Source organism: Ruegeria sp. CH10 (assembly GCF_056537125.1).
In genome coordinates this window covers 561,291-584,259 of the sequence record NZ_JBQFQY010000001.1, presented here as the reverse complement: position 1 = coordinate 584,259, position 22,969 = coordinate 561,291, and the positions used below count along the sequence as shown (strand labels likewise).

General features: G+C 59.9%; 24 protein-coding genes. 13 read left to right on the top strand and 11 right to left on the bottom strand.

Annotated features, from left to right (window positions below; translation table 11 throughout):
* The first annotated feature begins 147 nt into the window (after positions 1-147).
* The 6 genes from ACRZ94_RS02925 (at position 148) to ACRZ94_RS02900 (ending at position 6,396) form a co-directional block, all read left to right on the top strand.
* A complete protein-coding gene (locus tag ACRZ94_RS02925; RefSeq protein WP_480796631.1) occupies positions 148-2,118 on the top strand; it encodes a hypothetical protein in 1,971 nt (656 codons plus the stop codon).
* A gap of 74 nt (positions 2,119-2,192) precedes the next feature.
* Positions 2,193-2,507, top strand: coding sequence for a hypothetical protein (locus tag ACRZ94_RS02920; RefSeq protein ID WP_480796630.1), 315 nt, complete (start codon positions 2,193-2,195; stop codon positions 2,505-2,507).
* A 4-nt stretch (positions 2,508-2,511) separates the two neighbouring features.
* The gene (locus ACRZ94_RS02915; RefSeq protein WP_480650421.1) at positions 2,512-3,594 is read left to right on the top strand and encodes a hypothetical protein; all 1,083 of its coding nucleotides are present in this window, start codon (positions 2,512-2,514) and stop codon (positions 3,592-3,594) included.
* A complete protein-coding gene (locus ACRZ94_RS02910; RefSeq protein WP_480796629.1) occupies positions 3,591-5,654 on the top strand; it encodes a glycosyltransferase in 2,064 nt (687 codons plus the stop codon). The genes ACRZ94_RS02915 and ACRZ94_RS02910 overlap by 4 nt, the downstream gene beginning before the upstream one ends.
* Positions 5,651-6,088: a hypothetical protein gene (locus ACRZ94_RS02905; protein ID WP_480650423.1), complete on the top strand. Its 438-nt coding sequence runs from the start codon at positions 5,651-5,653 to the stop codon at positions 6,086-6,088. Before ACRZ94_RS02910 ends, ACRZ94_RS02905 begins: the two co-directional genes overlap by 4 nt.
* Before the next feature lie 92 nt (positions 6,089-6,180).
* Positions 6,181-6,396, top strand: coding sequence for a hypothetical protein (locus ACRZ94_RS02900; RefSeq protein WP_480650424.1), 216 nt, complete (start codon positions 6,181-6,183; stop codon positions 6,394-6,396).
* Positions 6,397-6,402: 6 nt separating this feature from the next.
* Here the strand turns inward: ACRZ94_RS02900 and ACRZ94_RS02895 are convergent, their stop codons facing one another.
* The gene (locus ACRZ94_RS02895) at positions 6,403-6,867 is read right to left on the bottom strand and encodes a putative molybdenum carrier protein (RefSeq protein ID WP_480650425.1); all 465 of its coding nucleotides are present in this window, start codon (positions 6,865-6,867) and stop codon (positions 6,403-6,405) included.
* A gap of 199 nt (positions 6,868-7,066) precedes the next feature.
* On the opposite strand from ACRZ94_RS02895, the gene ACRZ94_RS02890 reads away from it, so the two are divergent.
* From ACRZ94_RS02890 to ACRZ94_RS02870, 5 genes are read left to right on the top strand one after another with little or no spacing between them, the layout of a single operon-like run.
* Complete coding sequence (locus tag ACRZ94_RS02890) at positions 7,067-8,029, top strand: hypothetical protein (protein ID WP_480650426.1); 963 nt, start codon at positions 7,067-7,069, stop codon at positions 8,027-8,029.
* Positions 8,026-8,901, top strand: a complete 876-nt coding sequence (locus ACRZ94_RS02885; RefSeq protein WP_480650427.1) for a ThiF family adenylyltransferase — start codon at positions 8,026-8,028, stop codon at positions 8,899-8,901. Before ACRZ94_RS02890 ends, ACRZ94_RS02885 begins: the two co-directional genes overlap by 4 nt.
* Entirely contained in the window at positions 8,898-10,082 is a 1,185-nt protein-coding gene (locus ACRZ94_RS02880) for a hypothetical protein (RefSeq protein ID WP_480650428.1), read from the top strand. Before ACRZ94_RS02885 ends, ACRZ94_RS02880 begins: the two co-directional genes overlap by 4 nt.
* A complete protein-coding gene (locus ACRZ94_RS02875) occupies positions 10,079-11,179 on the top strand; it encodes a hypothetical protein (RefSeq protein WP_480796628.1) in 1,101 nt (366 codons plus the stop codon). Before ACRZ94_RS02880 ends, ACRZ94_RS02875 begins: the two co-directional genes overlap by 4 nt.
* Positions 11,179-12,153, top strand: coding sequence for a nitroreductase family protein (locus tag ACRZ94_RS02870; protein WP_480796627.1), 975 nt, complete (start codon positions 11,179-11,181; stop codon positions 12,151-12,153). The genes ACRZ94_RS02875 and ACRZ94_RS02870 overlap by 1 nt, the downstream gene beginning before the upstream one ends.
* On the opposite strand, the gene ACRZ94_RS02865 is transcribed toward ACRZ94_RS02870, so the two are convergent.
* Together ACRZ94_RS02865 and ACRZ94_RS02860 are read right to left on the bottom strand one after the other, a co-directional pair.
* Positions 12,150-12,440: a YiaA/YiaB family inner membrane protein gene (locus ACRZ94_RS02865; RefSeq protein ID WP_480650431.1), complete on the bottom strand. Its 291-nt coding sequence runs from the start codon at positions 12,438-12,440 to the stop codon at positions 12,150-12,152. The genes ACRZ94_RS02870 and ACRZ94_RS02865 overlap by 4 nt on opposite strands.
* A 48-nt stretch (positions 12,441-12,488) precedes the next feature.
* Complete coding sequence (locus ACRZ94_RS02860) at positions 12,489-13,190, bottom strand: PspA/IM30 family protein (RefSeq protein WP_480796626.1); 702 nt, start codon at positions 13,188-13,190, stop codon at positions 12,489-12,491.
* A 155-nt stretch (positions 13,191-13,345) separates the two neighbouring features.
* Between ACRZ94_RS02860 and ACRZ94_RS02855 the strand changes: the two genes are divergently transcribed.
* Positions 13,346-13,906, top strand: coding sequence for a TetR/AcrR family transcriptional regulator (locus tag ACRZ94_RS02855; RefSeq protein WP_480796625.1), 561 nt, complete (start codon positions 13,346-13,348; stop codon positions 13,904-13,906).
* A 13-nt stretch (positions 13,907-13,919) separates the two neighbouring features.
* A complete protein-coding gene (locus ACRZ94_RS02850; protein WP_480796624.1) occupies positions 13,920-15,323 on the top strand; it encodes an MATE family efflux transporter in 1,404 nt (467 codons plus the stop codon).
* A 1-nt stretch (position 15,324) separates the two neighbouring features.
* Here the strand turns inward: ACRZ94_RS02850 and ACRZ94_RS02845 are convergent, their stop codons facing one another.
* The 8 genes from ACRZ94_RS02845 to ACRZ94_RS02810 all read right to left on the bottom strand — a co-directional run bounded on the left by ACRZ94_RS02845 (position 15,325) and on the right by ACRZ94_RS02810 (position 22,883).
* Positions 15,325-16,422 (bottom strand): M56 family metallopeptidase, encoded by a 1,098-nt coding sequence (locus ACRZ94_RS02845; RefSeq protein ID WP_480650435.1) that lies wholly within the window; start codon positions 16,420-16,422, stop codon positions 15,325-15,327.
* A complete protein-coding gene (locus ACRZ94_RS02840) occupies positions 16,409-16,804 on the bottom strand; it encodes a BlaI/MecI/CopY family transcriptional regulator (RefSeq protein WP_480796623.1) in 396 nt (131 codons plus the stop codon). The genes ACRZ94_RS02845 and ACRZ94_RS02840 overlap by 14 nt, the downstream gene beginning before the upstream one ends.
* Before the next feature lie 66 nt (positions 16,805-16,870).
* Positions 16,871-17,272, bottom strand: a complete 402-nt coding sequence (locus tag ACRZ94_RS02835) for a DUF2160 domain-containing protein (RefSeq protein WP_170352712.1) — start codon at positions 17,270-17,272, stop codon at positions 16,871-16,873.
* A gap of 8 nt (positions 17,273-17,280) precedes the next feature.
* Entirely contained in the window at positions 17,281-18,078 is a 798-nt protein-coding gene (locus ACRZ94_RS02830; RefSeq protein WP_480796622.1) for a carbohydrate ABC transporter permease, read from the bottom strand.
* Positions 18,075-18,938, bottom strand: a complete 864-nt coding sequence (locus ACRZ94_RS02825; RefSeq protein ID WP_480650439.1) for a carbohydrate ABC transporter permease — start codon at positions 18,936-18,938, stop codon at positions 18,075-18,077. Before ACRZ94_RS02825 ends, ACRZ94_RS02830 begins: the two co-directional genes overlap by 4 nt.
* Positions 18,938-20,011: an ABC transporter ATP-binding protein gene (locus ACRZ94_RS02820; RefSeq protein ID WP_480650440.1), complete on the bottom strand. Its 1,074-nt coding sequence runs from the start codon at positions 20,009-20,011 to the stop codon at positions 18,938-18,940. The genes ACRZ94_RS02825 and ACRZ94_RS02820 overlap by 1 nt, the downstream gene beginning before the upstream one ends.
* Before the next feature lies 1 nt (position 20,012).
* Positions 20,013-21,062 carry an ABC transporter ATP-binding protein gene (locus ACRZ94_RS02815; RefSeq protein WP_480650441.1) on the bottom strand — a complete coding sequence of 350 codons (1,050 nt, stop codon included), beginning with the start codon at positions 21,060-21,062 and terminating at the stop codon, positions 20,013-20,015.
* Between the two features lie 81 nt (positions 21,063-21,143).
* Complete coding sequence (locus tag ACRZ94_RS02810) at positions 21,144-22,883, bottom strand: ABC transporter substrate-binding protein (RefSeq protein WP_480650442.1); 1,740 nt, start codon at positions 22,881-22,883, stop codon at positions 21,144-21,146.
* Positions 22,884-22,969 lie beyond the last annotated feature (86 nt).

The following is a 22,969-nucleotide window of genomic DNA, read 5'->3' as shown; positions in this document are numbered from 1 at the left end:
TGTAGGCCTTAGCTGACTTGTTTTAAAGCCGCCGATTTTTTATAATCCATCCAGTATATTTTTGTTTTTTGTGTGCTCAGGCGATTGTTTGGTTAATCCGAATTTTAACTGCTTGCAGCGTTATGAGTGACCCGTTGGGGGTAGTGTATGACAAAGGCTAGCGGTCCTAAAAAGCGACCTCATGTTGCCAAGAATAACGCCAACCAGGCGGCTGGTGTATATGATTTCGTGCAGTCTCCTGAATGGCAAAAAGTCCTTGAAAAAGCGCGTGTTGAACAAGAAAAGGGCGGCGCTGAAAAGGCCCGGACCGGTCAGCAGGCACAGCCCGCCAAACAGGCCCGGACAGCAGCGAACCAGCCATCCCAAAACCAGCAGTCTGCGGTCGCGCAACGGGCGCGGTCCGAGCATCTGGAGCAAGCCAAGCAGAACCAAAATGCCGGGATCAGCGCGCAGACTGGTGAGTCGGACACGCCCCTTTCAGGTGACCCAGCAGCTGACGTAAATCGCCCACCTGCTGAAACCGACGCTGGTGCCCAACCGCAATCGTCAGGGCCGGATGGGCTTCCGTTTGATCCCAGCCGGGACCCGGCGGAACAGGAAGCAGACCTCAGTCTGCGGCTGACGACGGAAGAGATCGACTATCGCCTGTCCAAAAAACTGCTGCAAAAGCTTGAAGACCAGCGGCAGATGCGCCATCGGGTTCGGCTGGGTCTGGTCGCAGGTGGTTGCCTGTTTGGGGTGGTTGCATCGTCGGCCGTTTTTTTGATCGCGTCCGGGGTCAAATCGTTGGAATCCGACGCAATGCTTGCGTTAGAGGGTACGGCACAGGATTTCGCAGGCATCGCGTCGACGCAGGGTGAGCCCGTTTTGGCGTCCGAGCCAGCGCCGCTTGTCACCCCGGGCGTTGTTGACGGGGAAATTGTGATCGCGTCGGACTTGTTCGATACCCGGCCAAACGAGCCGGAAACACCTCTGGTTGAGCCCGAGGACCTGGATAGTGCCGCCGCTGCAACGCCGCCGCTGTCGGATTCGCTCGAAGATACCCCATTGGCTGAGATCGGGACGCCCCGGTTGGCCCCCGCTGTCCTGTCTTACGTTCCGGCGCTGGAGTTGCCGCTTTTCCCGGTCGGCGTTGCCGGTTACCTGCCGCGGCAGGAGGCCAATCCAAGTTTCCTGCCTTATGATGCTGCACCGGAATTCTTTGTTTCGGTGGCTCATCTGGCCGATGTGCAATCGACTGAGTTTGAGCCGGTTGAGATTTCTGTTGCAGCGCTGACAGCTCCAGCCCCCAGCCCGAAACTCTTGGCTCTACCTGTGACCATCAAGGTTCCGCCAGCTTTGCCATCTGTCGCTCAGCCCGCATCCGTGTTGAACGCCATTCCTTTGCGTCAGGCGGATACGCGACCCTTGGCAGCATCGGAAGAAATTGAGCTGTTCACGGTGTCGCTGCAGCCCTCAACCCAGGGCGACTATCCGGAGTTGAGCGCAGAGACCATGACAGCACCCATCTTCACGCCGCGCCCTGCGACGCCGCCGGTTTCGACAGAGGTTGTGGCCTTGCCTGATGAGATCGCCCCGACTGCTGAGCTACCGCCGGTTTCGACAGAGGTTGTGGCTGTGCCTGATGAGATCGCCCCGACTGCTGAACTACCACCAGCCTCGACACAGATCGTGGCCGTGCCCGCAGAGATCGCCCCCCCGGTCGAGCCCGCAGCGCCAGCGACTGGCGCACAGTTCCGGCTATATGCACCTAACCGGCTTTCTGAAAGTTCGGTTAATGCAGTGGTGGCCGATCTTGCCAATACAGGTCATGCGCTAAGCGGAACGGCCCGCGTTGGCTACAAGGTCAGTCAATCCAACGTTCGATATTATCACGCCCAGGACGCGGCCCGGGCCGCGGCTTTGGCTGAGGATGCGGGCGCCTTGCTGCGCGACTTTACCGGAGCGAACTCCAAAACACCGACCGGCCTTGTAGAATTGTATCTGGCCGGAGAGGGGGGCGGGGCTGCGCCGGTCCGGCGTGCCACGCAAAGAACCAACCGAAATTCCGCTGCAACCAACCGAACCAGCCAGCTGAGAAACCAGGTTCTGAAAAAGCTGAGGGCCACGACGAATTGACGGGGGCGGTTTTTGACCGCGGAGAAGTAGAACGATCTGTGAATGTAATTGACGAGTTTTAAGGGTTTGAACAGATGATTGACGGCAGACTAGTTGGCATCGTGACTGCGCTGCTCCTTCTTGCGGGGGCAGGCGGGGCGCGTGCTGAAATCACACTTGAGCATCTGATCGCGATTGATCAGATGTTGTCCACCAACGACATGGCGGCATTGAAGGATTACCTCGATAAAAATCCGGGCCTGCTGACCGGAGATGATGAGCTGTCAAACGAGCTGCGCGATTTCCACGATGCAGCCTCCAACGGCAGCGTGAACTACGGCTATACCGCCAGCGCAACGGATGCCTCTGTGGATGACGCGTCGGCGCGTGAAAGCTCGTTCCAGCACTAAACGCATGCCCGGATACGACTCAATCACGCAGTCCGGCCGCCCCAAGGTTGCCTATGTCATCGAGCCACGTTTCTCGGGTGGTACGTCTGCGGCTGTCGCGGCCGAACTGCAGGTGGCCGTGAAATTCGCCGAACTTGAGGTACATGCCGTCACCTCGAAAACCTTTGGCGAAACTCAGCATGTTTCACCCTTGTTGCGGTCGGTGCTTGCGGATTTGGGCATTCCCCTTATCTGGGATGCGCCGCGGATCAGCGCCGATTTCGTGATCCTGCACAACCCCGCCTTTCTGAAATTTCACGGCGCGTTGGACACCCGGATTTTCGCCAACGAGCTTATCGTTGTAACACATGAGAACTTTCTGAGGCCCGGCGGTGAAGAAGGGTTCGATGTTCTGTCCTGCCTGGGTCAGATCGAGGCCGCAACCCTGTCGGTCCGGAAAACACTGGCTCCGATTTCACAGCATAACCGCAAAACTGTGTTGGACTGGCTGGCGGTACGCCCGATGGTGCGACAGTGGGGGGTACTGCAGACGGATTGGTTCAATATCTGTCAGACCGATACGCAAGATCCTTGTGATGCTCCGCAGGATCGGCGCGGCAGGCATTCACGTCCGGGGTTCGAGAAATTTCCGGTGCTGTCCGATCTTGATCTGTGTTTTCCCAATCATGCGCAAAGCAATGTAATTCTGGGTGCAGATGCCCTGTTGAACGCAGGGGTTCTGCGGGCCCATTGGACTCTGTTGCCCTTTGACACGATCACTGTGGAAGAGTTCTTTGAAAGGATAGACTTTTTTGTCTATTTCACGGCGCCGACTTGGCAAGAAAGCTTTGGCCGCGTGATCGCCGAAGCCTTGCGCGCCGGTAAGGTGGTTTTGACAAATGCCGAGACAGGCAGAACCTTTGGTGAGGCGGTTCTGGCTTGTCGACCGGGCGAGGTGGACAAGATCATCGCCAAGCTGATCGCGCAACCGCATCTGTATCACGAGCAGGTTGTCCGTTCACAAGCGGCCCTTTCACGTTATTCTGCCCAAAGTTTCGGGATGATGCTGTCTAATGTGTTGTCTGCCGACAGTGAGGTGCTGCAATGATTTATGTCGAGGCGGGGACGCGGTCTTTGCGGTCCTTCGATGCTCAGCTTGCCTTTGCCGAGCAGCTTTCGGCCCGAGGGTATACTGTTTGCATCGACGCCGCCTATCTACCGGACGATCCCGGTCGCGGTCGGGCCTATGATGCCGCAAATTTTCTGGTCGATCCGGTCGAGCATGCGGTTGATGCGGTCTTTGTTCTGGGGGCCGAGGATATCGACGACAGTCTGCTTGCATCGTTGCGGCAAAAGCAGCTGAATGCCGAAGTTCCGGTGATCGCAACGGGCCGTTTTCAAACCCAGCAGAGCTTTATCGGGGCCAAGGCTCGGTTGGCCTATGCGCTTGGACGCGAGGCTACGGTCATTGATCTGACGGAATTCCAGCCTCGCCCTCTGTTGACCACGTGTGCCAGCCCGCTGGTTGCAGACATCCGAAAAACCCCCAGACCGCCACGAGCCTTACCGAATGTGACTGTGGTTCTTGGGTCTATGGAACTGGATAACCCCGAGACGCTCTCGTGTTTCTCCCGAATGAGCAACCAGGGCAGGTACAATCTGCGGCTCATCGTCAGTGGCGCCCAGAACGAGGTGATCAACGCATCGCATTTCCATGATTTGCCGACCAATCTCTATACCGATCTTTCGCCGCTGACTCTGGCGAATTCAACAGATGTGCTGGCAATGTTCGGCCACGGGATCGCTGGTGTCCGCATCGCCGCGCTTGCTGTTGAGCTTATCGCGGCGGGCGGCATAGCGATTGACTGCACTGAGGATGAAGCGCTGGTTTCCTCTGGCGCGCCTGCGTTGCTTGGGCCGAAAACGCCTTTTGCATTGGATGGGTATCTGACGGGGAAGATTCTGGCCAATATCTCGCAGATCGCGGAACAAGCCTCGCTGTCGCAGTGGTTGCATTCGGTGGACCTGTCCCGCTTGGAGACTGAGGCGGGGCTGAAAGCCCCGGAACGTCCAGAGGAACGCGCGACACCCAGAACCCTGTTTCTACCGACCAACGGGGTAGGTCTGGGGCATGCGCAGCGCTGCTCGGTGATCGCCCGAGAATTGCCCAAGGACCATCCCCGGCTTTTTGCGGCCTTTCCCAGTTGCGTGCCGTTGGTGCGGCGCGAAGGCGTGGACTGTATCCCGCTGGTCTCGCGTATCGACGCGATGGACAGCACCAATGGTAACGACATTCTGACCTATCGCCGCCTCAGCGCCGCGACGCAGCCAGGTGATACGCTGGTGTTTGACGGCGGCTACGTGTTCGACTCGGTCTATCGCACTATCCTGGAGCGGAACCTCTCGGCTGTGTGGGTGCGCCGGGGCCTGTGGCCCGATGGGCGGTCGCGGCAAACCATGTTGGCCCGCGAAGGTGTGTTCGACCGGATTATCGTGCCATCAGAAGCCTTTGAAGAACTCAATGACGCGTATAGCTATGGCGATCATGTGCATTATGTCGGCCCGATTGTGCGCCGGACGGAGCAGTCCGACGAGGCGCGCGCGGACCTAAGGGCTCGGCTGGCCGAGCGGTTTGGAATAGACTTCAAGCAATTGGTGGTCAGCATGCTGGGCGGCGGCGTCGCCTCGGATCGCTCAGCCCAGCTTCAGGCGATCTCCGGAATGCTTGAGGATCGATCAGACTGCCTGCATCTTGTCGTGACCTGGCCGGGCAGCACGGTTCAGCCAGCCGCGTTCGGGTGGTCGAATACCCGTGTCGTTCAGACGTTCGAGGCCACATCCTTGTGCTTGGCAGCGGACCTCATGATCTCGGCCGCAGGGTATAATTCGGTGTTGGAGGTGCTGTATCACAAGATACCATCCATTCTGATCCCGCAATCCGCACCCTACCTGGACAATCAGGAAAGGCGTGCCCGCGCGCTTGCGGATCGGGACCTCTGCGCCATCATCACCGAGAAAGAGTTTATGCAATTGGAACGTACGGTTTCGGGCTGTTTGGACCATGGCGACGTGGAGGTTTACCGCACCGCCCTGAACAGGATTGAACTGCCCGATTCAGGGGCAGCAAAAGCGGCGCAGATCATTGCCGGGGCGGGGGGCGAAAAATGACGGACATGCTGTGGCTGGATATTCTAAGCCGGACCTCACCCAAAAGGCCGGTGCAACTGGATGCAGTGATATTGGGCGACGGCCCAAGCAAGCCTCAGGGCAAAGTTGTATTTCCTGACAGCGGGTTGGCGCCTTCTGCCGCGCTATGGGAACGGGACGAGGACGGCCCCACCTATATCGGCATTCGAATTCTGAAAGCGCCGGAAGCCCCGCATAAAACCGCAAGGCTCTTGGCTGCCGCTGCGCTGGAGCGTGAGGTTTATCCCGTCATCCTCAGCAGGCTGGATCATTGTGGGTTCGAGCAGTTCGGTTTCCGTGTCGAGCGTATTCCGGATGATCCTGTTGCCGCAGAGGCTGCCGAGGAAGAAGCCAGAAAATTCTGGGACTTGGCGATCATTGTTGATGGCGCGGATGTAGGGCATTGGTCGGGTTAACCGCCGGGCAGACGCGAGCCTTTGTCGATCTTCGAAAAAGTGATTTGGCCCATGCAGCCAAGAAAGGGTTCAATGCGCATAGGAGGGGTGCCATGCAGAATCCCAAAAGCTTTGAAAAATTCTATTTCGCCAAGGTCGGTTTGGGCGAAGCCTGCGGGTGCGCCGAGCGGGTTATTGACGTTTACGAATTCAACCGCAAAGGCGGTGAGGCTTCCAGACAAGGGCTGACGCGAAAGGCGCGCAAGCGGTCTTCTTTCCGGTCCTGGGCCTTGAAATACGGATTGCTCAGCCGCAAGCCCCGGGCCTGACGCTCTTTAAGTGTTGAGCAGGTCCATCAGACTTTCCAAAATAGCGCGGACCTGAGCGTTGATCTGCGGTGCCTCCGAGGCGCGGGGACCGGCGATGTTCAGAACGTTGATGTGTTGGGTGTCCAGCCAGGCCCGCACGCGTTGCGAACAGACATCAGCGCCCTCGCGCACGTCCACCAACAGAAAGGGTTTGCTGGCCTCTTGCGCAAAAGCGACAGTCTTATCCGTGCCGGGGCTGGTTGAGCCATCAATGAAGATCAGAGTGGCATCGCTGTTAACCACGTTGCAGCGGGTCCTGATCGCGACGTCGGTCGAGGTTGTTTCACTCAGACCAGTGAAGTGATCCGGAATGCGACCATCCTCGTTGGTGCGCCCCAGCGGAACCCAGCCGCCGTAATTCAGACCATGATGGCGTGCGACGTCCAGCGCGGCCATATCGACGCCGGTTTGCCCGCCACAGACAATTTTCATCTCGAACGTCCTTTTGGTTGGGGCCAGCTTAACGCGGCCACGCGGGTCGCGGAACTGGTGGATTTCTGGACTTGCGCAAGCCCATGCCAATCCGGTTCAGTCCGTCCTGCGGATCACGATCCAAAGAGGCACGCCGTACCTTAGTTTTGTCATAAAGCTATTCATATTTGGCAATGAGAAGTCAGAGCAGGAACAGCATTTGTTAAGCGCCATACTCAGCGCCGCGTCTCAGCGGTACATGGATGTTCGTCTGAACGCCTCGGGCGGGTACAAGGTTCGCATCGTCGAACGGCCCGGCCTGTGGATGTCGCCGGACCAATTAGAGGCGCTGGTGTCGGATCTGCGCACGGTTGCGTCCAAGACATTGCCGGCGGGTGAGCTGGAGTACGGCGTTTTTGCCGGGGACAGTGATCGCCTTGCGCAGTCGGTCATCACGCTGGTCTCGCGCCGTGCGGATCAGGCTCCGGTGGCGTTCAATGCGCTGGCTTTGATGGATGTCGATCTGGGGCATCGCTCCGAAGAGGTTCTGCACCTGGGGTTGGTGATGGTGGACCCCGATCTGCGCAGTCAGGGGCTCAGCTGGGTGCTCTATGGGCTGACCTGCGTGCTGATGCTGTTTCGCAATGGCATGCGACCGCTTTGGATTTCGAATGTTACGCAGGTGCCTGCGGTTGTCGGCCTTGTCGGTCACGGGTTCGCGCGGGTCTTTCCGGTGCCGGGTGGCGGCGCGCAGAATCGGCGCAGCCTGCTGCATCTGTTGCTGGGGCGCGAGATCATGCGCCATCATCGCCATGTCTTTGGCGTTGGCCCCGAGGCTGGTTTTGATGAGGAACGGTTCGTGATCACCAACGCCTATACGGGCGGCTCGGATCATCTGAAGAAAACCTATGACGACGCACCCAAACACCGGGATCAAGCCGTAAACGACTATTGCCGGGATCAGCTGGACTATGATCGCGGCGATGACGTTCTGCAATTGGGGCAGATGGATATGCCCACTGCGCTGTCCTACGTCGGGCGCGAGGTTCCGCGCGGGTCTTTTGCCGCCGTCGCGCTGGCCGTGGTCGCTGCTGTGATACAGCGTTTGGCGATGCCTGTGTGGCAATGGGCCGATACGCATCGGGATTTCGGCATCTTACGGGCCAGAGGGCAGGAGAAATGAGCATGTTCTCGTATCAGGACTTCACCACGCGTAATCTGGGCTTTGTCTCGGAACCCGAACAAGAAAGGTTGCGCGGCGCTTGTGTCTTTGTCTGCGGGACCGGGGGGATGGGCGGCAGCGCCATCATGACCCTGATCCGCGCCGGGGTCGGGCGCTTGATCCTGGCCGATCTGGACAGTTTCGAGGTCTCGAACCTGAACAGGCAGCTTTTCGCGACGCTGAAGACGGTCGATCAGGACAAGGCGCAGGCGACCCGCGATCAGTGCCTGCAGATCAACCCCGAGGCCGAGATTGAGGTGCTGGGCGCCGAATGGCCGGATCACGTGGAGCGGCTGGTTGAAGCGGCGGATATTGTCATCAATGGCACCGACGATTTGGGGGCCAGCCTGCTGCTGTACCGCACCGCGCGCGCCAAGGGACGGGCGGTGATTGATGCCTACGCCTCGCCCCTGCCATCGGTTTACGTGACAGGGCCCGGCGATCCGATGCCGGAAGAGCGTCTGGGCTATACCACGCAGGGCACGGGTTGGAACGAGCTGACGTCTGAGATGCGCGATGCCGCAGCAGCGGCTGAGGCTGAATATGTGCTGACCCATTCCTCATCCCGTCACCATGTGGATCTGTCCTTGGCCGGAGAGGTGATTGCCGGAACCCGTAGTCGCATGTCCTTTGCGCCGATGGTGATCATGGCGGGAACCCTGATGGGGGGTGAGGCGCTGCATGGCCTGCTGGGTCGCCCGCATGGCGCAGATTTTCGCGGTTGGTTTCTGAACCCGCATACCGGCAAGGTTGAACGCCCTTTGCCCGGTTTTGTCGCTGCGGTGATGCGGCCTTTGGTGCGGCGTCAAATGAACAGGTTGCTGGGCTCATGATGGATACGGCGGCCTATTTGGCGGATACTTGGGTGGCCATATGTGCCGCGCTGGGCGCAGTGGTTGTGTTGCTGCATATAGGTGATCTGGTGCAACGGCCTGAGATTGCGCGGCGGTTTCGGTTCTGCCTGTGGGTGCTGATCGGCCTGATGCTGGCCCGTGTCGGCCATTGGGACGGCTGGGGCTGGCTGTTCTCGGCGGTGGCCAATTGCTGTGCCGCACTGGTGCCCCTTGCCGCGCTTGTTCTGGCCGAAGGTTTGCTACGCCGTCATGCGCCTCCGCTCCTCAAACAGACCTGCGCATGGGGTGCCTTGGGGCTGAGCGTGATGGGGTTGATACAGTTCAGCAGCCTTGAGCCGGTTCGCCTTTCCGCGTTGCTCTTGTTCCAGCTCATCGCTCTCAGCGGTGTAGCCCTGTTTGTCTGGCGCAGGGACCGGGCTAGCCTGTCGCCGACGGAAAACAGGACCATCAACCGGATCGGCCTGTCATTCGTCCTGATCCTGCCGTTTCTGGCCACGGATTACATGCGCGAAACGGTGATAGACGCGCCGGTCAAGCTGGGCGGTGTGGCGGTTCTGGTGCTGTGCTGGCTGGCGATCGGGATGAACCGCCCCGGCCTGCGCGCCGCTGATATTCTGCGCAGCTTCGGGATCGTTTTCTTGGTGACCGTTTTGGTGACCCTGATCCTGTCCGCTCTGGTTTCACTGGACCTGCGGACCGGCGCTCAGGTCACGGCGATTGTCGTCTCGGCGCTGATCCTTCTGGCCATCTGGCAGGCCGCCGTGGCCTTGCGCATCGAAGACCGCCAACTGATCGCCCTGCGCGAAATTGCCGAGGCACAGGGGCAGGGGGCTGAGGCCGGCCTTGCTCTGCTGCGCCGCGCCGCCGGGGCCCCGGATGCGATGTTGCTGACCGAGGCAGACCTGTCTGACATGGAGCTGGACGCGCTGCGGTCCAGCTTTGCAGCATTGCCGGTGCAGCACCTTGGCGCGGCTCAGGACGAGCAAATCAACTGGTTGTTTTCCCGCTATGACGCCACCCATGCTGTGCGGTTGTCGGATCATCCCATGATGATTGTGTTGCTGAGCAGCCCGGCGATTGCTGGTCAGGACAGCACGGGCGCGGCCCTGCGCGCGGTTCAGCGAATGGCGCAGCTGATGGCAGCTGAGGGGCGGACATGATCGAAATTCAAGAGCGGCATTTCCCCAGCTTTTTCGCGGCCCCGTTCCACGCATACGGCTTGGACACAAATTACGTGTCGCCGATGAAGGCTGATTTGAAACGGTTTCTGTCGGTCAAGAACCCGCTGTTTTCATCGGATTCTGACTTCACCTATTTCACGGCACTGCGTCAGGGCGCGCCTGTCGGGCGGATCACGGCCCATCTGCATCGCGCATCGAATGATCTGTATGCCGAGGCGAGGGGCTGCTTTGGGTTCTTCGATTGCGCAGACGATCCTGCCGCCGCAGCCGCATTGCTGGGCGCGGCAGAGAGCTGGGCACGGGCCAAGGGGCTGACCCGCCTGACGGGGAACTTCAACCTGACCGCAATGCAGCAGGCCGGTATAATGACCGAAGGCTTTGATCGGGCGCCTTATACCGATCAGATATGGGGACCGCCCCATTTGCCGAAACTGTTAGGGGAAAACGGCTACACCCGGCAGTTTCCGATGACCACTTTTGAACGGCGTCTGGACAAGGCCCCGACGCTTTTGCCGGACGCGCAGCGCGCGCAATTGCTGGATCAGGGGTTCGCCTTTGCTCCGGTCAACCGCGCAACCATTGCTGAGAGGTTGGAAGATGCTCGCACAATCCTGAACCGCAGCTTCAGGAACAACCCGATGTTTGTGCCCGTCACCGCCGAAGAGTTCCACTTTCAGGCAAAAGACATGAAATGGATCATGGACCCGCGGATTTCCAAAGTTGTGCACTACAAGGGGGAACCCGCCGGGGCGGTGATCGCCATACCAGACCTCAACCCTTTGCTGCGGCGGCTGGGGTCGCGGATGCGCCTGTCCCTGCCGTGGCACTATCTGCGCTACAAAGCGCGGCGGGACCGCGCCGTGGTGATTTTTCAGGGTGTCATGCCCGAATATCAGGGGCGGTCCGTCAACCCTTTGATGCTGTCCGAAGTGACCCGCGATATGATTGCGGCGGGGTACAAAACCGTCGGCGGCACCTGGATCGCGGATGAAAACGCCGCCAGCCTGCGGCAGACGGAAAAAGCGGGGGCCGTGGCGCTGCACCGGCTCCACCTGTTCTCAAAGGAGCTGTCGTGATGGAGCGCGCAGAGTTCGAGGCCCTTGTCGCCCACGCGATGCTGGCACCTTCGGCCCATAACATCCAACCGGCACGCTGGAGGATGCGCAACGACGGGATCGAGGTTCTGGCCGATCTGTCCCGGCGTCTGCCGATTGGCGACCCAACCGATCGCGATCTGGAGGTGTCTTGTGGTGCGGCGGTCGAAGGGACGGTTCTGGCGATGGCTGTGCACGGAATGGGCGCCAAGGTAATCTGGACCCAAGAGGCAGATCAGGATGGCCTGCGCCCAATCGCCCGGATCGTGCTGGACGGATCTGCGTCCGCCGAAGACAGGGCACTGGCAGCTGAGGTTCCAAAACGTCTGACCCACCGCGCGGGTTTTGCACCTGTGGCCGAGGATGCCTTTGCCGATTGGGCCGCGCCGCAAATGACGCTGATCACGGACCGGGAACAGATCGCGTGGTTTGCAAAACAGATCGACATTGCATCGGCCCGCGTCATGCGCCCCCGGGCCTTTCGGTCCGAGTTGCTGCACTGGATGCGCCTGCGCCGGGACGACCCGCGATACAATCTGGATGGTCTGAACCGCGAAGTTCTAGCCATGGACGCCGTCACCGCGCGTCTGGTTCCGACCGTTCTTGGGGGCAGGTTGTACAGCAGATTGTCCGCGCTGGGCCTTGGCCCACAATTGTCAGGCGAGGCTGCGCGCAGTCAGGGCGCAGGGGCAATTGCGTTGTTTCACTGGCCGGAACAGGAACCGATGACACAGGCGGGGCAGGCGTTTTACCGCAGTTGGTTGCAGGCCACGGCGCGTGGGCTTGTGGGTTGGCCCGCGGCCGCTTTGGCGGATGATCCCGAAACACGCAGGGCGATCACTGAAAGGTTCGCGCTGCCCGAGGGCAGGGTGGTGTTCAACGCGTTGCGGCTGGGGGCCGCCAACAAAGCCACCCCCAGCCGCGCGCGCCTGTCTGTGCGCGATGTGATCGTTTAAGCAGCGATGTTGTCGCCAACCTCTTTCAGAAGCTTCTCGGTCTTCGCATCCTCGATCCGGTTGTGCAGACGCTGCGATTCTTCGCGGTCCCGCAGGGTTTTGGTGATCGAGACGGTCGTGTGCACCAGCATCAGCGCGGACATCGAGTAAAACCCCTTTGCGGCAAAGCTGGCCTCAAGGAAGTAGATACCCCCCGCCATCATCGCAGCGGCGACGATGAATGAGCCGATGGTAAACATGTTCCAGGCGTTCGACTGAGGCAGGTTCAGGTTTTCTTCGGTGTTCATTGGTCTTTTCCTCTCGTGTTTTCAAATATTTGAGTGGGGCTGTTAAGGTTACTTCGATTTCTGTTTTTCAGCTTTCGCGGCCTTCTTCTTCAGCCGTTCCAGAACTTCATCTGCGCTGGATCGCAGCGGCTTGCCGCAGCCCGCCTCGGCCAGACGATCGCGGATGTTTTCGGCCGACCCGGTGGTTTCCAACTCGGTCATGGCACGGGCTGTCGCGTCCATTTCGCTTTGGCGTTCCTGCAAGCGGTGCAAAGTGTCTTCGGCTTCGCGCAGGGTAGAGAGGCCGCTGTCGGGGGCCACTTGTTGCAGGCGCTGTGTCTTGTCCGTGGCCGTGGCCAACCGCTGGCCGCGTTGCAACTGACGCAGCCGGGTTTCGGCCTCGCGCAGGACAGTGCGCAGACGGGTGATTTCGGTATCAAACCGCGCCTGCGCCTGGGTCGAGACGTCGCGCTCGGCCTCAAGATGGGCGATGGTTTCCGCTGCATCCTGCGCCAGATCCTCGCGGTCTTGTTGCAGGGCGGCCAGGGTGCGCACCTCAAGGTCGGCGATTTGCTGGGTCAGGCGGTCGTGCTGTTTCTTTTCCTGATCATTCTGGGCCATCGCAACGGCAACCGCCTTGCGCGACATCTGAACGGCGTGGGCGCAATCGCGGATCTGCTGGCGCAAAATCGGCAGCGCATGGCGGTCGGTGACAGCGGTTGCTGCCTCATAGCTTCGGCCGCGTAACAATGTGGCAAACTGTTTGAACATCTTTGGCTCCTCGTTTATGAACATTGTTCATGAGGTGAATATGCGCGATTTGTGAACGACGTTCAATATCAAAAATGAACGTTGTTCAATAAATTTCGCTGGCGGAGGATCAAGTGGCTCATAACAAAAGAGAAATTCTGAAAAAAAATCTACTGATGGCCGCTGAAAAAAGGATCGAGGCCGATGGTTTGGCCGCTTTGCGGGCCCGTGATGTGACCAAAGATGCGGGATGCGCGCTGGGTAGCCTGTACAACGCCTATGAGGATTTGGACCTGCTGATTCTGGCCGTGAACTCAAAAACCCTGGCCAGATTGCATGCTGAGCTGCAAGCCGCATCAGCGGCGCAGAAAACGCCCGAGGATCAGTTGCAAGCGCTGGCGCTGGCTTATCTTGATTTCGGAACACGCAATCCGAACCTCTGGGCGGCTTTGTTCGATCACCGCATGCCGCCGGGCGTTCCGGTGCCGGACTGGCATCTGGAGGAACACGCCGTTCTGATTGCCGAGGTTATGACCCCGCTTGCCGCTATCAGCCCGGCGTTGGACCAGCCCACTTTGGCCTTGCGGGCGCGCACGGTGTTTTCGGCGGTGCACGGCATTGTCAAACTGTCGCTTGAGGGCCGGTTCGTTGCCCTTGATGCAGATGCGCTGCGGTTTGAGCTGTCGGGTTTTCTCCGTCAGTTCTTGCGGGGGTACAAGGCCGAGCAACAGGGGTAAGGGCGAAAAACCAATGGCTACGCAATCCGACGCAAAGGCGGTTTTTCTGACCGGCAGCCTGATGGGGCATGTCACCCGCATGTCCCTGACCACCAGCATTGGCCTGATGGCCATCTTTGCCGTGGATTTCGTCGACATGATCTTCATCTCGATGCTGGGCAATGACGCGCTGGCGGCGGCGGTGGGGTATGCCGGGACGCTGCTGTTTTTTACCAACTCGGTCAATGTGGGGCTGTCGATCGCGGCGGGTGCTTTGGTTGCGCGCGCCCTGGGTGCCGGACAGCCCGAACAGGCCCGCCAATTCGCAACCAGCGTTGCGGTGTTGGGGGCATTGATCGGCTTGGCGGTTTCAATGGCGGTGATGTTCAATCTGGAGCTCTGCCTGTCCCTGCTGGGGGCAGAGGGCGAGGTGCTGCGTCTGGCCGCGCGTTACATGTCGATCATCCTGCCGACCATGTGGGTGATGGCGATTGCTATGACCGGTATGGCGGTATTGCGGGCCCACGGGGATGCGCGGCGTTCGATGCAGGCGACGATTTACGGCGGGGTCGCAAATGCGGTTCTGGACCCGATTTTGATCTTTGCCGTTGGGCTGGGGCTGGACGGGGCGGCCATTGCGTCGGTCATTGCCCGGATATGTATGCTGATCGCCGCCATCCGGCCTGCGGTGCGGGTCCATGGCGGCTTCGGCAAACCATCCCTGCCGAAACTGGCCGCGAATGTGCGCCCCGTGGCGTCGATTGCTGTTCCCGCTGTCCTGACCAATATCGCCACGCCCATCGGCAACGCCATTGTCATTCGCGAGGTGGCGCAATTCGGAACCGACGCCGTGGCAGGGATGGCTGTGATCGGGCGGCTGATGCCCGTGGCCTTCTCGGTGGTCTTTGCGCTGTCGGGGGCCATCGGTCCGATTGTGGGGCAGAATTTCGGGGCAGGGCAGTATGATCGGGTTCGGCAGAGCTTTGTGGCCGGGGTCAAGTTCACTGCGGTCTATGTCTGCCTGATGGCTGCCACGTTGTTCCTGTTACGCGCACCGATTGCCGACCTGTTTCAGGCGCAGGGAGAGACACGGGCGCTGATCTATCTGTTCTGTGGTCCGCTTGCGCTGGCGTCGTTCTTTAACGGGGTGATCTTTGTTGCGAATGCCAGTTTCAACAATCTGGGCCACCCGGTCTATTCGACCTGGGTGAACTGGGGGCGGCACACATTGGGCACTTGGCCCTTTGCTGTTGCCGGAGGCTATATCGCAGGCGCGCCGGGCGTGTTGCTGGGGCAGGCGTTGGGAGGGATCATCTTTGCCGGGGTCTGCTGGGTTCTGGTCCGCCGGGTCGTGTCCAACCTTGCGGCACCGCAACCGGTTGATCCCTTTGCAGGTCAGACCCGGTTGCAGGCTTTGTTCGGGCGTCGGGGCTGGTAGATCAGTTGCCCTGATTGCGCGCTTCGAGCCGTTCGAGGTTGACCACGGTGGACAGCATCAGCCGGTCATGGCTCCAATCCTCGGTCTGCTGGACCGAGGCCGCGCCAAACCCCAGCATCAGAGCAAAAATCAGCGCCAGCCCCACGAACAGAACCGGCTGCGTTGCCTGAGTTGACGGTGCATCGGCCAAAGCAATCACGCGCTGACGTAACACACGTTTGGCCTTGCCGCCCGTTACCAGAGCCACGTTCAGAACACGCGGGCTGCCACGGGTGACGGTGCGCGCGCAATAGTCCAGCAGGCAGGTGGTGTAGTCCCGCGCATCAATCCCCTTGCGCGCCACGACCGATTGGTCGCAGGCCAGTTCCCGCAGCCGGTCGAACTGATACTTCAGCGCAATGTAACCCGGGTTCCAGAACAGCAGGGGGCGCAGCAGTTCAAAGCCCAGTTCCCACTCAACATCTCCGGCGCGGATATGTTGCAGCTCATGCGCAAGGGCAAAACGCAGCTCGCGCGGGGTGTCCAGCAGGTGGCTGGGCAGAACGACATGCCGACGGCGCAGGCCACGCACGGCGAAGGGCACTGAGATCCGATCTGACAGACGGATATCGACCTTGGCGGACTGACGCCAGAGAAAGCTGGATTGAATGGTCTGCCGGATCGCCAACCCGTCGCGAAGGACGCGCAGCAGGTAAACCGCAGACACAAAGGCCAGCAGCGCCGCTACTGCCGACACAAGGGGATATGCACCCGCCAGCAGCACTTCGACCCAGCGTTCGCGGGTGTTCAGAAGGGCTTCGAACTGGGTGGCTGGCATCGCGATTTCACCGCGCAGATAGGCGGCGACGGCAATGTCTCCGATCGCGATGGTGCCATGGGCCGAGGTCAGGGTCGCAACCGCACCGATAGCCACGGCCAGAACAGGGCTGAGCAGAACGCACAGGCACAACAGTTTGAGCACCCTGAGCTGCGCAATGAACCCATATTGCATTGAGGTCTTGGTCAGAACACCCCGAACCGCCAGCCATATCATGGCCGCAAGGCCAAGTACGATGTTCAGTTCGAGATACGCATCGAGAACCGGTTTAACCGCCGTCATTTTGCAGTCTCCTCTCTACCAGTGCCCGAATGTCCTCCAGATCGGCTTCGCTCAGGCCCGCATCGTCGACCAGACGCGCCACCAATGAGGCGGGCGTGTCATCGAACAATGTACGCGAGAGGTTTTGCAGCGACCGTGCCTGATACCTGTCTTTCTCCAGCAGTGGCGTATAGATCAGCGTCTTGCCGTCCTTGCGGCTTTCGACGAAGCCTTTGTCGTCGAGTATCCGCAGGATGGTTGCGCCGGACGTATAGGCCAGATTGCGTTCTGGTGGCAGGCGATCAAGCACGTCACGGACCGAGCCCCGACCCAGTGCCCAGAGTTCATTCATGAACTCAAGTTCCACCTCGGTCAGAAGGTTTGTTGTCTTTTTCTTTCGCATCGGTCTTTCGTGTCGCATTTTTTAGTATGCCTGACAGACAAGCATCCTTTCGCTGTTTCGCAAAGCTCAAACTTTCCAGAAGACGAAAATACCCCAGCCGATGGATAGGAATAGCGGCGTCCAGACGGGCTGGCCCACGATCCCAAGCCAGGCGAGGAATATATAGGCCGATCCCAGCAGGGTGATGAACAGCCGGTCGCCCAGTGTGGTCGTCAGGCCAAGCACGCCGCGCCGTTCGATCCCGTCGCGGAACTTGAACCCTTCGAGCACGCCAATCAGGGCGATGGCCGAAAAGATGCCCACAAACAGCGCCAGCGTTGCGGGCGTCCAGGCCATCCAGAAATCGGGCCACAAGGGGTCGGTCCAGGAAAACCCTTTTTCCTCTTGCTGGCCGACACTGCCCCAACCGGCCTGTTGGGCAGCAGCCATCGACGGCAGAAAGGGGAGGGTGAGAAGAAGTTTACGCATATCGAACCTCACACACGGCCCATCGCGAACCCGCGCGCGATGTAGTTGCGGACAAACCAGATGACGATGGCGCCGGGGATGATGGTCAGCGTCCCGGCAGCGGCCAGCAGGCCCAGCTCATACCCCGCGCTGGAGGCGGTGCGGGTCATCACGGCGGCGATGGGTTTCGCCTCGACCGCCGTGAGGGTTTTGGCCAGCAGCATTTCCACCCACGAGAACATGAAGCAGAAGAAGGCCGCCACGCCGACACCCGCTTTGATGTTGGGCAGGAAGATCGTCACGAAGAAACGCGGGAAGGAATAGCCGTCGACATAGGCGGTTTCGTCCAGTTCCTTGGGGATGCCCCGCATGAAACCTTCCAGAATCCACACCGCCAGCGGCACGTTGAACAGCGTATGCGCCAACGCCACAGCCAAATGCGTGTCGAACAGGCCGATGGAAGAATACAGCTGGAAAAACGGCAGGGCGAACACCGCCGCCGGTGCCATCCGGTTGGTCAACAGCCAGAAAAACAGCTGCTTGTCACCCAAGAACCTGTAGCGCGAGAACGCATAGGCCGCAGGCAGCGCCACACAGACGGAAAGCACCGTGTTCAGAGTCACGTAGGAGATCGAGTTGATGTATCCCCAATACCATGTCGGATCGGTGAAGATGGTGATGTAATTTTCCAGCGTAAAGGTCTGGGGAAACAGGGAAAAGCCCGACAGAATCTCGTTCGTGGTCTTGAAGGACATCGCCACCAGCCAATAGATCGGCAGCATCAGGAACGCGATATAGAGGATCGGGATGATGGACCGCTTTTTCATTCTGCGTCATCCTTTGTCATCAGAGTGTAGAATAGCCACGACACAAGCAACGTGATGGCGAAATAGATCAGGCTCATCGCGGCCGCAGGGCCAAGGTCGAACTGCCCCAGCGCGATCTTCACAAGGTCGATCGACAGCAAGGTGGTTGAGTTGCCGGGGCCGCCGCCCGTCAGCACGAAGGGCTCGGTATAGATGTTGAAACTGTCCATAAAGCGCAGCAGAACGGCGATAGTCAGAACGGTTTTCATCTTGGGCAACTGGATATAGCGGAAGACCGACCACGGGCTGGCCCCGTCGATCTTGGCCGCCTGATAGTATGCGTCGGGGATCGACACGAGGCCCGCGTAGCACAGCAGTACCACCAGCGAGGTCCAATGCCAGACATCCATGACAATGACCGTGATCCAGGCGGAAAGCGGCTGTTGCGTCATGTCATAGTTGATGCCCAGCACGTCATTCAGAAAGTATCCCATTAGACCGATTTTCGGCAGGGTGAAGATGTTCCACATCGATCCCACCACGTTCCACGGGATCAGCATCGGCAGGGCCATCAGCACCAGACAGACCGGCACCCAGAAGCCTTTGCGCGGCATGGACAGGGCGACGATGATGCCCAGCGGCACCTCGATCAGCAGGATCAGGAAAGTGAACAGGAACTGTCGTCCAAGGGCGGCCTGAAACCGGTCAGATCGCAGGATCTGTTCGAACCAGCCCAGACCTTCCCAGAAGAACTGATTGTTCCCAAAAGTTTCCTGCACCGAGTAGTTGACCACCGTCATCATCGGCACCAGCGCGTTGAACGCGACCAGCGCCAGCACAGGCAGGACAAAGAACCACGCTTTTTGGTTTTCTGTTCTCATCAGCTGCGCTCCTCGGTTGCGATCCAGCCGTCGCGATAGACGCGGGATTGTTCTGGTTTGAATTGCAGGAAGACCTCTGATCCGGGCTCGGGTACCTCATGTTCCGTGACAGCCTTAAGGGCGGTATTGCCGACCATAGCGCTGACCACATAGTGGCGACCGATGTCGGACACTTTGGTCACATGTGCCGGGATGCCGGTGTCGCCAAAGCCCACATATTCCGGGCGGATGCCCAAGTCGGTGCGACCACCGTCGCCATGGGTTGGGCCTTCCAGCATGACCTCGTGGCCTTCGAACACCGCCCGGTCGCCTTTAGCTTCACACGGCAAGACGTTCATGCCCGGTGAGCCGATGAAATGGCCGACGAATGTGTGTTGAGGCCGCTCGAACAGTTCAACCGGCGTGCCGATCTGCACCACTTCGCCCTCTTGCATCACCACCACTTCGTCGGCAAACGTCAGTGCCTCGGTCTGGTCGTGGGTCACGTAGATCATCGTGGCTTTGACGCGCTGATGCAGCTCTTTCAGCTTGGACCGCAATTTCCATTTCAGATGAGGGTCAATCACGGTCAGCGGTTCGTCGAACATCACCGCGTTCACGTCATCACGCACCAGACCGCGCCCCATCGAGATCTTCTGCTTGTTGTCCGGGCTCAGTCCCGAGGCACGAGTGTTCAGCATATCCGTGACGTCCAGCATCTCGGCGATTTCATCGACGCGACGCTTGATCGTTGCCGGGTCAACGCCGCGGTTTTTCAACGGAAAGGCCAGGTTTTCACCCACGGTCATCGTGTCGTAGATCACCGGGAACTGGAAAACCTGCGCGATGTTGCGCTGATCGGGGGGCAGGGCGGTGACGTCCCGGTCATCGAACAGGATTTGCCCTTCGGACGGGGTCAGAAGGCCCGAGATGATGTTCAGCAAGGTGGACTTGCCGCAGCCCGAGGGCCCTAGCAGCGCGTAAGCCCCGCCGTCGCGCCACGTCACGTCGATTTCCTTGAGCGCATAGTCATCCGGGCCTTGCGGGTCAGGCATATAGCTGTGTCGCAGGTTCGAAAGCTTAATCTGTGCCATGTCAGGCCACCCTTTGGCCGTCTTGGCCGAAATACCGGCAATGGGCCGGGTTCATGTAGAAACTGTGATCCTCGCCCACCTGATAGGGATGCACGCCAACAGCCAGCGAGACCCAGTCATCTGATCCATGCCGGAAATGCGCACTGGAGTCTGATCCCGACAGCTCGGTCACGATCACGCGGCCCGTCAATTCGACATCGGCGTCCGAGGTGCGGAACGGTGTAACCCGGTGCGGGCGCACGGCGACCATGTAGTCTCCGTCGGCCATGTTCGGGACAGCCCAGCCTCCGCCACCTGCCAGTTGCGCCTGCGCGCCTGAAACGGTGATCCGGGCCACGTTGATCGGCGGGTCTGAAAACACGCGCGCCGCGGCGATGTTTTCGGGGTTGCGGTAGATGTCGGCGGTGGGGCCGAATTGAGTGACGCGACCGTCCTCCATCAAGGCAGTGTAGCCGCCCAGCAGAAGCGCCTCTTCGGGTTCCGAGGTCGCATAGACCACCACAGCCCCGCGCCCTGCAAACAGATCGGGCAGCTGTTCGCGCAATTCTTCGCGCAGTTTGTAGTCAAGGTTGGCCAGCGGTTCATCCAGAAACACCGCGCGGCTTTCCTTGGCAATCGCCCGGGCCAAAGCCGTGCGCTGTTGCTGCCCGCCCGACAGCTCATGCGGGCGGCGATGCAGCATCGGGCGCAGTTGTAAAAGGTCGGCGGCCTCTTCGACGCGACCTTCGATCTCGGATTGCGCCATGCCCGCGACGCGCAGGGGTGAGGCAATGTTGTCGAAAACGGTCATATGCGGGTAGTTCACGAAGAACTGGTGCACCAGGCTGATCTGCCGTTTTTGCGTGTTCAGCCGGGTCACATCCTGCCCGTCCATCAGCACCTTGCCCGACGCGATCGGGTCCAGCCCGGCCATCATCTTGATCAGCGAGGTCTTGCCTGCCCCTGTGGCGCCCAGCAGCACATTGAAATGGCCGGTCTGCAGCGTCAGATTGGTAGGCTTGATATGAATTACGTTGCCAACCCGTTTGGTGGCATCTTGAAGTTCGATCATGTCCGTGGGTTCCGGTCCTTCAGTGCCGCGCACTGGTCGTAGGGTGGGGATGCCGCGCACGGCACCCCCGGTTGCATTGGCTTAGTTGGCCTGCCAGCGCGCCACCAGCTCGTCATAGTTGACGGTCTGGCCCTGCGGCTTTTCGTTTTCCAACTTGGCCTTGGGCGAGCCTGCTTTTTCCAGCCAGAAGGCGGCGTCCTGCGGCTCGTTCAGGCGGGGACCACAGCCGCCATAGACGTTGGCGGCCTCATCCGCGGCCTGCATCCGGGCCATGGTGATGTCCATTTCCTCGGCCAGACGGTCCATTGCCTCTTGCGGGGTGAACGCGCCCGAGTTCACGTCACCGATCTGCTGCCACCAGATCTGGGCCAGCTTCGGATAGTCCGGAACGTTGATGCCGGTCGGCGACCATGCCACACGATCAGGCGAGCGGTAGAACTCGACCAGACCACCCAGCTTGGGTGCGCGTTCGGTGAACGACTCGTGGTTGACCGAGCTGTCGCGGATGAAGGTCAGACCCACATGGGACTTCTTCACATCGACAGTTTTCGACGTCACGAACTGAGCATACAGCCACGCGGCCTGCGCACGATCCGAAGGCGTGGATTTCAGGAAGGTCCAAGACCCCACGTCCTGATAGCCAACCTTCTGGCCGTCTTCCCAATAGGGGCCGTGCGGGCTGGGCGCCATCCGCCACAGCGGCGTGCCTTCGTCATCCACGGTGTTGTTGCCTTCGGATTTCGGCTTCACCATGTCGGCGGTAAAGGCGGTGTACCAGAAGATCTGCTGGGCCACGTTGCCTTGGCTAAGCGCCGGCAGCGACTGGTAGAAGTCATAAGACGCCGCACCCGGAGGCGCATAGTTGCGCAGCCACTCATCCCATTTGCGGATCGCATAGACCGCAGCCGGACCGTTGGCCGCACCACCGCGCGACACGGAGGCACCAACAGGGTTACAGGTGCCCGCTTCCATGCGGATACCCCATTCGTCGACGGGAACGCCGTTCGGCTCACCCACGTCACCGGCACCGGCCATCGACAGCCACGCGTCGGTCATACGCCAGCCAAGGTCAGGCGCGCGCTTGCCGTAATCCATGTGGCCATAGATCGCGACGCCGTCGACTTCCTTCACGTCGTTGGTGAAGAATTCAGCGATGTCCTCATAGGCCGACCAGTTGACCGGAACACCCAGATCATAGCCGTACTTTTCTTTGAACGCGGCTTTGTTGGCCTCGTCGTCAAACCAGTCCTTGCGGAACCAGTAGAGGTTCGCAAATTGCTGGTCAGGCAGCTGGTACAGGTTACCGTCCGGGCCGGTTGTGAACTGAATGCCCATGAAGTCATCCAGATCCAGCGTCGGCGATGTGGTCGCCGCCCAGTCACCACCCATCTGTTCGGTCAGGTTATAGGCCAGTTGCAGGCGCGAGTGCGTACCGATCAGGTCGCTGTCATTGACGTAGCCGTCATAGAGGTTCCGGCCGGTCTGCATCTGGGTCTGCACCGCCTGAACCACTTCGCCCTCACCGAGGATCTGGTGGTTTACCTTGATGCCGGTGATTTCCTCGAACGCCTTGGTCAGAACCTCGGATTCGTACGAGTGGGTCGGGATACCTTCCGACAGGACGTTGATTTCCATGCCGGCATAGGGTTGTGCAGCTTCGATGAACCACTTCATCTCACCCATCTGTTCGTCTTTCGACAGGGTCGATGGCTGGAATTCGTCGTCAATCCAACGTTGTGCTGCGGCTTCGTCGGCCCAAGCGGACCCGTGCCCCGCAATGACGGCAGCCGCCGCCACTGCGGAAAGTAGATGTCTCCGCATCTGTCTCCTCCCAAAGATTATGGTTTCCGGCGTGAACCGGATGCCGGACAGCATCGGCGATTTTTTGCATATGTGTCAAACTAAAT